Raw genomic sequence first — 10,257 nt, 5'->3', positions numbered from 1 at the left:
AATGATTCAAATGAATTACATGTTTACATTATAACATCTCCACTCAAAAAACCAATACTTTTTCATAACAAAAACTCCCCAGAACCGAAATCCTGGGGAGTTGTAAAATCTTTTTGAAATTGTACGTTCTGAAACGTATAATTAACGTTTTGAGAACTGAGGTGCTCTACGAGCAGCTTTAAGTCCGTATTTTTTACGTTCTTTCATACGTGGATCACGTGTTAAGTATCCTGCTTTTTTAAGCACTGGTCTGTATTCAGGATCTGCCTGAAGTAATGCTCTTGCGATACCATGACGGATAGCACCAGCCTGTCCTGTGTATCCTCCACCATGTACGTTTACTAAAACATCAAATTTATCAGCTGTTTCTGTAGCAACAAGTGGCTGACGAACTACAACTTTTAATGTTTCTAATCCTAAATATTCATCGATATCTCTTTTATTAATTGTAACTTTACCTGTTCCAGGTACTAAATATACTCTTGCGATTGATTTTTTTCTTCTTCCTGTTCCGTAGAATTTTACTGTAGACACTGTAATTTCCTCCTTTCAACCTTTCCTTAAAATGTTAATACTTCTGGTTTCTGAGCCTGATTTGCATGCTCTGGTCCAGCGTATACATGTAATTTCTTAATCATTGCTCTTCCTAAAGGTCCTTTTGGAAGCATTCCTTTTACAGCAAGTTCAATAACTTTTTCAGGTTTTTTAGCCATCATTTCTCTTAATGTAGTTTCTTTCATTCCTCCTACATAATCTGAGTGATGATAGTAAACTTTCTGATCTAATTTCTTACCTGTTACACTGATTTTATCAGCATTTACTACGATTACGTAGTCACCTGTATCAACGTGTGGTGTATATTCTGGTTTATTTTTTCCTCTTAAAACTTTTGCAACTTCAGATGCTAAACGTCCTAATGTGCAACCTTCTGCATCAACTACATACCATTTTCTTTCAATCTTATCTGGATTAGCCATGTAAGTTTTCATTGGTCGACCTCCCTAAATTTCATCTAATTATTATACTTCTTGGTTTTATGAAAATCAATTTACTCCGGGGCTTTGGTGTAAATTGTTTCTTCTATTGTCATACTGATTTATTATATTATGCAAGCACTATAATGTCAACCTTTTTCTCAAAAAAAGTGCGTTTTTACGCCTATCGTACTTCTAATAGTTTTTGTTTTAATTCACTTTCAATCCGATTTAATTCTGCTTCTGCTGTTTTTCTTTTTGCTCTTCCTTCTTCTTGAATTTTCATCACTTCATCTAAAGTAGAAATAAGAGATTCATTTGTTGCTTTAAGAGTTTCCAGATCAACAATACCTCTTTCAGCTTCTTTCGCTGTATCAAGTGTTGCCATTTTTAATTTTTCTGCATTTTTTCTGAGAAGTTCATTTGTCATATCAGTTACTTCTCTCTGTGCTTCCGCCGCTTTCGATGAGTTTTCCACTCCGATTGCCAAAACCATCTGACTTTTCCACAAAGGAATCGTGTTCACCAAAGTAGATTGAATTTTTTCGGACATCAATGTATCGTTGTTTTGCACAAGACGAATCTGTGGCGCCATTTGCAAGGAAATTGCTCTTGTTAGCTCTAAATCATGTATTTTTTTCTCAAAGCGTTCACAACGTCCAGCCAAATCATTTGCTTCTTGCACTTCTTCAGGCAATCCACTTAGTTGTGCCTTATTTCGTAAGGATGGAAGTTCTTTTTCCTGCACTTCTGTTATCTTTCTTTTTCCCGCTTCAATGTACATAGATAATTCTTTAAAATATGTCATATTTAACTCATACATCTTATCTAAAAGTGCAATATCTTTTAATAATTGGATTTGATGATTTTCTAACGCTTTACAAATTCTTTCCACATTGCTTTCTGCTTTATCATATTTCGCTTTCATATTAGCAAGTTTATTTGTATTTTTTCTAAAAAATCCGAAAAATCCTTTTTCATCTTCCTCTGTTTCAATATCTTTTAATTCCGAAACAACATCTGTGAGCATCTTTCCCACTTCACCCAAATCTTTCGTTTTCACATTTTCCAAAGCATTTTCTGAGAAGTCTGCCATTTTCTTCTGTGCACCTGCACCATATTGTAAAACCATATTTGCATTTGTTAAATCAATTTTAGATGAAAAATCTGCTACCATTTTTTCTTCTTCCGAAGTCAAAACGACTTCCTCTATTTTCGGCTGTTCTTTCACCTGTTGTTTTTCTTCTGCAAAAGGCTCAAATGTAAGTACTGGTGATTCCTGTCCCATATTTTCTCCTCCTCTATTTGAAATCTTTTTCTTTATATCCCTCTCTAGCTAACATTGTCTGTAAAACAGAAATATCCGCCGAAATATCAAATGCTGTATTTTGAAACAAATCATCTAGCAATTGTTCAAATGCATTACTAATTGTGTCTAATGTATTCTCTATTTCATTCATAGATTTTGTTACATTCTCTCCTTTAATATCTAATGCATCAAATTCCTTATAGGCGTTTACCAGTTTTTGTGTTGTTGGTAAATAGTATTCCATAAACTTATCCATCTCCGGCATTTGTTCTGGATGTTGTTTTACCGACTCAAAAATTTTGCGAACAACATTTTCCAATCTATCTAATTTTGCTGAAATAATTTCCCCTGGAATAGCATCATTTGCCACTCGAATAGATTCAATATATTCATTTCCCTTCTGAATCATTTCAACAACTGCACGATCGGAAATATTTTCCACTTCTTTTTTCATTGCTTCCTGTCGCCTTCTTTGTTCTTCTTCTCTTTGTCGTCTTGACTCTTCTGCCTGCATCAATTGCTTGTACGCCTCAGTTGTCACCGTAAAGCATGTCTGGCTATCATCTAAGAAACCGTCTAAAAACATTCCTGCTTTTATCATCGATTTTAAATTTTTACATACCTTTTTTTCTGGCATATGTGTTTTTTCTGAAAGTTCTTTTACAGAACAAAACTCTCTTTTATTTAAAATTTCCACATACTTTTTAAAACACAGATATCGTTTTCTTCCCGAAACACCTTTTACAAGAAAAAAAATCGATAGAGCGCAGATCATTATTCCTATAGCAAGAACTACACTAGAAACTGTTTTTGTAATCACAGAACCACTAATAAGGAAGCCAATAATCGAGGTTAGCAAAATTCCTGTAAACACAAGAAGCCCAACTCCTCCTAAAATAATAAAAGGTATACTTATATATCTTCCTTTTTCTTTTAAACGAATTTGTGTTTTAGGTTTTGGTTTTGTCGAATTCTTTTTCTCCTGTTCAGGTGACTGTACATGAATATGTGGATTCATATGCATATGTCTTCTCGCCTCATTCATTGCCATATCCACTGTCTGATTTATTTTCTGATTTAATTGCTGATAATTCATAGAATCCATAGCATCTTCTACTGTACGTCGAATTTGCTCTCCCAAATTAGAAAAATCCCTATTGTCCATATTTTTCTGCCTTTCTCTTTTTCTTTTTCTCGTTTATGCGAATAAAAAATTCCTCTGCTTTCCGAATAAACTGACATAAATGATTAAATACTGGCATTGTCGCAAAAGCAAAGACAAGAAGTAATAATCCACTCTTTAATGTCACTTGATTAATTCCAAATAATTCTCCCATAAATAAAACACAAATCAAAAGTCCAAACAACATTCCAAACCATACAACCCATCGGAAAATATTCATTGGTTTAGAAAGTTCAAATAAAATCTGTAATCCCACAATAGCAAGTAGTAATGTTGCTGTAATAGAAATCTCTTCAGAACTAACTCCAAACACACTTCCAAATAAAATCAATAACCCTACCATAATAACATCTGTTAAACCTGCCGGAAGTGCTTTCAATAACACATTTGTCAAAAATTTTCCTTTAATTAAATTTTTGTTCGGTTCCATCGCTAATAAAAATGCTGGTGTTCCTATCGTCATCATGCTAACAAGGGAAACTTGTGCAGGACCAAGCGGATACGTAATCATAAAAATAAGCGATAGTGCTGACAATAAAAATGAAAATATGTTTTTTACCAAAAAAAGACTTGCTGATCTTTCAATATTGTTTACAACTTGCCGACCCTCTGCTACAACAGAAGGCATTTTTGCAAAATCAGATTCCAAAAGAACTAACTGTGATGCCTGTGATGCCACATCACTTCCAGATGCCATAGCAATACTACAATCTGCATCTTTCAACGCCAAAACATCATTGACTCCATCACCTGTCATTGCAACTGTCTTCCCATCTTTTTTTAAGGCTTGCACAAACATTCTTTTTTGTTTTGGTGTTACCCTTCCAAAAACAGTATATCTTCTTACTGCAACTTCTATTTCTTCCTCACTCTTTAATTGTCTTGCATCTACATAATTTTCTGCATTTGCAATCCCAGCTTCCAATGCCACTTTAGAAACTGTCATCGGATTATCCCCAGAAATCACTTTAATATCTACGCCTTGTTCTGCAAAATAGCGAAATGTTTCTTTTGCATTTTTTCGAATTGGATTCGAAAGAAGAATAAGACCAAGCAATGTTGCTTTTTCCGTCAATGCTTTACCATCTGTTTCACCATCATATTTTGCAAAAACAAGCACACGGTACCCCTGCTCACTTTGTTTTTCAATTTCTTCTCGATATGTTTCAAATTCTTCTCGAAGTACAAATTCTGGTGCTCCTAAAACATATGTTATCCCATCTAAAACCGCACTACTGTACTTATATTCAGAAGAAAAGGTAGTAATCTTATCAGCAGTTTTTCCCATATGCATGCGAAAATGATTTTTCAAAGCTTCCATTGTTGTGTTGTCTTTTTCCATATTAAAGACAAAATCGCTTAATTGCTCTTCTAACTCTCCCTGATTTTCACCATACGCAATAATTTCATTCACTTGCATTACATTTTCAGTGATTGTTCCTGTTTTATCCACACATAAAACATTTACTCTAGCCAATGTTTCAATACATTTCATATCATGCACAAGTACTTTTTTCTTTGCCAATTTCATAACACTGACAACAAGTGCTACACTAGCAAGAAGATAAAGTCCTTCTGGAATCATTCCAATAATTGCCGCTGTCATGGATGTAACACTTTTACGTAAGGTATTTTCTGAGAGAATGTATTGTTGGTAAAACATCATAAGTCCAATTGGAATAATAATAATTCCTACTGCTTTAACTAATTTATTCAAAGAACGAATCATTTCTGATTGTTCTCCTTCTTTTACTGCTTTCGCCTCCAAAGTTAATTTTGATACATAAGAATCCGCACCAACTTTTGTAAGTTTTGCTAAACATCTTCCTGAAACAATATAACTTCCAGATAAAACGGAATCCCCTTTTACCTTTGTAATCTCATCTGCTTCACCCGTAATTAATGATTCATTCACTTGCACTTCACCTGATACAACGATTGCATCAGCAGGTATCTGATTTCCAGCTGCAAAAACAACAACATCATCTAACACAAGTTCTTCTGCACGAATAATTTTTCGCTTTCCTTCACGTATAACATTTGCTTTTGGCGCATGTAAAACTGCAAGTTTATCTAATATTTTCTTTGATCTATACTCTTGCACAATTCCAACTAGCGTATTTGCAATAATAATAGGTAAAAATGTAAGTTCACGAAATGCCCCGACTAAAATTAATAACCCTGCAATTACTGCAAAAATCAAATTGAAATATGTGAATACATTTGTAAGAACAATCTCTTTCACCGATTTTGACGGTGCTTCTACAGGAGTGTTCTGTTTTCCTCCTTGAATTCTTTCTTCCACTTCTTTTTCTGAAAGACCCAATTGCATTTCTAGATTTTCCATAGGCACCTCCATTTTCTATGCTTCTATGATACCTTTTATACTGCAAAATGTAAATTCTTTTCACACTCATTTTACAAATTATATCTCGAAAAAAATAAAAACGCAAAAAATTTCAAACAGAGTTTAAATAAATTGTTTTTATCTTCTTTTTTCTTGAATATATTGACACATTTATTTTTTTGTGTTATTTTTTAGAAAATTATTTTTACAAACTTTTAAACAAAAAAGAAAGTAGTAATTTTCCAAAGGAGTGGAGCATAAAGATTAAAAAGGAAAGTGTCTTCCCAAAACACTTTCCTTTTTCTTTCATTATTTTACAATTACTTTGCGGAAATTTTTCTTTCCTCTTCTTAAAACAATACCTTCTCCGCTCAAATCATCTTTTGTGTACTCTGTTTTAATATCTTCCACTTTTTCTCCATCTACAGCAACACCGCCTTGTTGTACAGCACGTCTTGCCTCTGACTTAGATGGAACTAATCCACTTTTTACAAGCATAGTCAAAATATCAATATTTCCTTCTGCAAAATCTGCTTCTTCCAACTCTGCTGTAGGCATATTCGCAGCTGCCCCTTTTGCAAAAAGTTCTCTTGAACTTTCCTGTGCTTTCACTGCTTCTTCTTCGCTATGCACAAGTTTTGTTAATTCAAAGGCAAGAATTTCTTTCGCTTTATTTAACTGACTTCCTTCCCATTTATCCATCTCATCAATTTCTTCTAGTGGAAGGAATGTAAGCATACGAATACATTTTAATACATCAGCATCAGCTACATTTCTCCAGTATTGATAAAACTCAAATGGAGAAGTTTTGTTTGGATCTAACCATACCGCACCTGATTGTGTTTTTCCCATTTTCTTGCCTTCTGAATTCAATAGCAATGTAATTGTCATTGCACTTGCATCTTTTCCAAGTTTACGGCGAATCAATTCTGTTCCAGCTAACATATTGCTCCACTGATCATCTCCACCAAACTGTAAATTACATCCATAGTTTTGGTATAATGCATAGAAGTCATATGCTTGCATAATCATATAGTTAAATTCAAGGAAGCTTAATCCTTTTTCCATACGTTGTTTATAACATTCAGCAGTAAGCATACGATTTACAGAAAAATGTGGTCCAACTTCTCGAAGTAAATCAATATAATTTAATCCAAGTAACCAATCTGCATTATTTACCATCAATGCTTTTCCTTCTGAAAAGTCAATAAATTTACTCATCTGTTCTTTAAAACAATCGCAGTTATGTTGAATCTGTTCTGGTGTCATCATAGAACGCATATCACTTCTTCCAGAAGGATCACCAATATATCCTGTACCACCGCCAAGTAAAGCTATTGGTTTATTTCCTGCCATCTGTAAACGTTTCATCAAGCAAAGTGCCATAAAGTGTCCTACATGAAGGCTATCTGCTGTTGGATCAAATCCAATATAAAATGTTGCTTTCCCTTCGTTAATTAAGTTACTAATCAATTCTTCATCTGTTACTTGTGCAATCAATCCTCTTGCTTTAAGTTCGTTATAAATTTTCATTCTTCTATCTCCTTTAATTTCTTTATTTTGGGACAAGTTTTGAAAATTCTTTTCAACACAAAAAACTCGCCCCTTATTTCTAAAGGGCGAGTATATCTCGCGGTACCACCTTAATTCACATTCAACTCACATTGAACGCCTCAACAAGTATCTAACAATACTTTCAGCACGTTAACGAGTGCCAATCCGTTACAGCCTACTAATTCTCATATTCGGTGTACTGCTCCAAGATGTATTCATAACCAATAGTCCATGCGCCTCTCAGCAACCGGCAACTCTCTGTACGGCATTCTCAATTACTACTTTTTCTCTTCATCGCTTTTCGTTATATATCTGAATGGTAACGTATTCATATGCTTTTGTCAAGCAAAAGAGTTTTATGGAGCGAGTCATTTTTATTTTCTTACAAAAACTCGTTCAATTTCCGCTACATACATTGTATGGTAATCTTTCTCAGGGTAACTTCTTTGTTCCGTTTCTCCATCCAAAAAACATTCTGGCTTTAATGTATCCGCATATAATTTTCTACAAACAAAAACAAGTTGTGCTTCTTCAAAAGCAATTGTTTCTTCTAATTCTATCGGCGTCAATCCACATTCTTTTATTTTATCTCTATCTTTTCCAGACACTCTTCCTAAATAAGTCAAAGCTTCTCGATATTCTTCTGGAAAAAATGTAAGAGTGAATCTTTCATTTCCATCTACAAATTCCTTTGTATATCTTTGTGGTCGAATGTAAATTGTTGCCACGTTCTTATTCCAAAGAACGCCCACACCTCCCCAACTTGCTGTCATAGTATTATGCTTTTGCATATTTCCTGCTGTAATCAAAGTCCATTCTTTTCCAATCTTAGTAAACGGATTTATCTGCAGTTCATTTATTGAAATCTCTACAAATGCCATATTACTCCTTTTTATTAACCATTGATAATAACTTCTTTTAAAGATAAATCTTCATTCAACAATACAACATTTCCAATTTTTCCTGTTTTGATTGAGCCGTATTTGTCATCCAAACCAACACTTTTTGCTGGATTAATTGTCGCTGCTGCAATCGCCTCTTCTAACGGAATATTCATCTTTTGAACGGCAACTCTTACACAATCCATCAAGTTTGTCACCGAACCTGCCAATGCTCCAGTAGAAATAAGTGTAGCCTGATTTCCTTCTACTTTTACTGCCTGACCACCCAATGTATATTCTCCATCGTCAAGTCCTGTCGCGCGCATACTATCACTAATCAAAACAACTCTATTTTTAAACATATCAAATGTTGTTCTAACAACAGATGGGTGAATGTGTACACCGTCTGTAATTAATTCAACAAAGCAGTGACTACTGTCATGTGCCGCTCCAATAACACCTGGTGCGCGATGTGTAAATGCAGGCATTGCATTGTATAAATGTGTTGCATGGTCTGCACCTAAATCATATCCTTTTTTCGCAGTATCATAATCTGCCAATGTATGTGCAAAAGAAATATGTACTTCGTCTTTTAATTCTTTGATAAATTCCATTGCCCCATCTACTTCTGGTGCAATGTCGATAAGACGATATAACCCATTTGCAGCATCTTGCAATTTATGGAACATTTCCACACTTGGTGTAACAATATATGTTCCTGCCTGTGCACCTTTTTTGCCTGATGAAATAAACGGTCCTTCCATATTAATTCCTGCAAGAACAGCACCTTCTTCGCTTTTATATTCCCCTGCCGTCTTTGAAATATGTAACAATTCTTCTTCTGACAATGTCATTGTAGCTGGAATCATTGTTGTAATTCCCTGTGATGCTTCGTATTTTGCAATTTCACGAATTGCCTCTTCTGTTCCATCACAGAAATCATGACCCACTGCACCATGAAAATGTACATCAATCAATCCAGGGATGGCATATCCACCCTGTCCATCTATTACTTCATCCTGATTTGTTGCCACATCTTGAAAAACACCATTCTCAATAATAATTTCTCCCGGCTCAAATCTTCCTTCTTCTGTAAATACTTGTACGTTCTTAATAATCATTGTTCTCACCTCTATCGAGCTACTTTAGAATATGCTGCCTCGTCACATACAATTGTTACATCTGGATGCATCTGCAAAATAGATGCAGGTACTTCTGGAGTAACTGGTCCGAAAAATGCTTTGTTCACAATTTCTGCTTTATCTTCCCCACTTACAACAACAACAATTTTTTTAGCATTCATAATTGTTCCAATTCCCATTGTATATGCTTGTCTTGGAACATCATCTGCTGAAGCGAAGAAACGTTTATTTGCTTCAATTGTACTTTCCTGTAAATCTACACAATGTGTAACTTTATCAAACTGTGGAGCTGGTTCGTTAAACCCAATATGTCCATTATGTCCGAGTCCTAATAATTGCAAATCAACTCCACCAAGAGAATTGATTAATTCTTCATAACGTGCACATTCTTCTTCTGCATTAGGTTCCATACCATTTGGAACATTTGTATTTTCTTTATCAATATTAATATGATTAAAGAAATTGTCGTTCATGAAATAATAATAACTTTGATCATTTTCTCTTGGAAGTCCTTTGTATTCATCTAGATTTACAGATTTTACCTGTGAAAAATCTAAATCTCCTTCTTCATATCTTTTAATTAATTCTTTATATGTACCGATTGGTGAAGAGCCAGTTGCAAGTCCAAGAACACAATTTGGTTTCATAATAACCTGTGCTCCAATGATATTCGCTGCCTTTCTGCTCATTTCATTATAATCTTTTGCTACACAAATTTTCATGTTTATTTCTTCCTTTCTATATATGTTACTTTTGTCATTCTGTACTATTAACTAATACGCTTTATATATTACCACGTTACCTAATGATTTTGTAGCCTATTTAACTAATTCATTATCTTTTTTTCTTTTCTCTTCCAATAACAAT

Annotated in this window: 9 protein-coding genes and 1 other annotated feature; all 9 genes read right to left on the bottom strand. The window is 34.3% G+C overall.

Going from position 1 to position 10,257, the window contains the following annotated elements; translation table 11 throughout:
* Positions 1 to 141: 141 nt before the first annotated feature.
* Positions 142 to 534: a 30S ribosomal protein S9 gene (gene rpsI / locus ACY2U7_RS02095; RefSeq protein WP_461813181.1), complete on the bottom strand. Its 393-nt coding sequence runs from the start codon at positions 532 to 534 to the stop codon at positions 142 to 144.
* A gap of 26 nt (positions 535 to 560) precedes the next feature.
* Positions 561 to 989: a 50S ribosomal protein L13 gene (gene rplM / locus ACY2U7_RS02090; protein ID WP_459640256.1), complete on the bottom strand. Its 429-nt coding sequence runs from the start codon at positions 987 to 989 to the stop codon at positions 561 to 563.
* Between the two features lie 169 nt (positions 990 to 1,158).
* Complete coding sequence (locus ACY2U7_RS02085) at positions 1,159 to 2,262, bottom strand: toxic anion resistance protein (RefSeq protein ID WP_461815760.1); 1,104 nt, start codon at positions 2,260 to 2,262, stop codon at positions 1,159 to 1,161.
* Positions 2,263 to 2,275: 13 nt separating this feature from the next.
* A complete protein-coding gene (locus ACY2U7_RS02080) occupies positions 2,276 to 3,448 on the bottom strand; it encodes a 5-bromo-4-chloroindolyl phosphate hydrolysis family protein (protein WP_461815759.1) in 1,173 nt (390 codons plus the stop codon).
* Positions 3,438 to 5,813 carry a cation-translocating P-type ATPase gene (locus tag ACY2U7_RS02075; protein WP_461815758.1) on the bottom strand — a complete coding sequence of 792 codons (2,376 nt, stop codon included), beginning with the start codon at positions 5,811 to 5,813 and terminating at the stop codon, positions 3,438 to 3,440. The genes ACY2U7_RS02080 and ACY2U7_RS02075 overlap by 11 nt, the downstream gene beginning before the upstream one ends.
* 309 nt (positions 5,814 to 6,122) lie before the next feature.
* Positions 6,123 to 7,346, bottom strand: coding sequence for a tyrosine--tRNA ligase (gene tyrS, locus ACY2U7_RS02070; protein WP_461815757.1), 1,224 nt, complete (start codon positions 7,344 to 7,346; stop codon positions 6,123 to 6,125).
* Between the two features lie 79 nt (positions 7,347 to 7,425).
* Positions 7,426 to 7,671, bottom strand: a binding site (T-box leader).
* A gap of 70 nt (positions 7,672 to 7,741) precedes the next feature.
* Positions 7,742 to 8,248, bottom strand: a complete 507-nt coding sequence (locus ACY2U7_RS02065; RefSeq protein ID WP_461812626.1) for a flavin reductase family protein — start codon at positions 8,246 to 8,248, stop codon at positions 7,742 to 7,744.
* A gap of 14 nt (positions 8,249 to 8,262) precedes the next feature.
* Entirely contained in the window at positions 8,263 to 9,369 is a 1,107-nt protein-coding gene (nagA, locus tag ACY2U7_RS02060; protein ID WP_461815756.1) for an N-acetylglucosamine-6-phosphate deacetylase, read from the bottom strand.
* Positions 9,370 to 9,380: 11 nt separating this feature from the next.
* The gene (nagB, locus tag ACY2U7_RS02055) at positions 9,381 to 10,112 is read right to left on the bottom strand and encodes a glucosamine-6-phosphate deaminase (RefSeq protein WP_461812624.1); all 732 of its coding nucleotides are present in this window, start codon (positions 10,110 to 10,112) and stop codon (positions 9,381 to 9,383) included.
* Between the last annotated feature and the right edge of the window lie 145 nt (positions 10,113 to 10,257).

The sequence above is a fragment of the Faecalimonas sp. genome (genome assembly GCA_029264305.1).
In the GTDB taxonomy this organism is placed as follows: Bacteria; Bacillota; Clostridia; order Lachnospirales; family Lachnospiraceae; genus Faecalimonas.
This window is presented reverse-complemented; position numbering and strand designations above follow the sequence as displayed.

Excerpts from the sequence above, each read along its gene's own strand:
- rplM (WP_459640256.1), bottom strand. The coding sequence starts at position 989 with ATGAAAACTTACATGGCTAATCCAGATAAGATTGAAAGAAAATGGTAT.
- ACY2U7_RS02085 (WP_461815760.1), bottom strand. The coding sequence starts at position 2,262 with ATGGGACAGGAATCACCAGTACTTACATTTGAGCCTTTTGCAGAAGAA.
- ACY2U7_RS02080 (WP_461815759.1), bottom strand. The coding sequence starts at position 3,448 with ATGGACAATAGGGATTTTTCTAATTTGGGAGAGCAAATTCGACGTACA.
- ACY2U7_RS02075 (WP_461815758.1), bottom strand. The coding sequence starts at position 5,813 with ATGGAAAATCTAGAAATGCAATTGGGTCTTTCAGAAAAAGAAGTGGAA.
- tyrS (WP_461815757.1), bottom strand. The coding sequence starts at position 7,346 with ATGAAAATTTATAACGAACTTAAAGCAAGAGGATTGATTGCACAAGTA.
- ACY2U7_RS02065 (WP_461812626.1), bottom strand. The coding sequence starts at position 8,248 with ATGGCATTTGTAGAGATTTCAATAAATGAACTGCAGATAAATCCGTTT.
- nagA (WP_461815756.1), bottom strand. The coding sequence starts at position 9,369 with ATGATTATTAAGAACGTACAAGTATTTACAGAAGAAGGAAGATTTGAG.
- nagB (WP_461812624.1), bottom strand. The coding sequence starts at position 10,112 with ATGAAAATTTGTGTAGCAAAAGATTATAATGAAATGAGCAGAAAGGCA.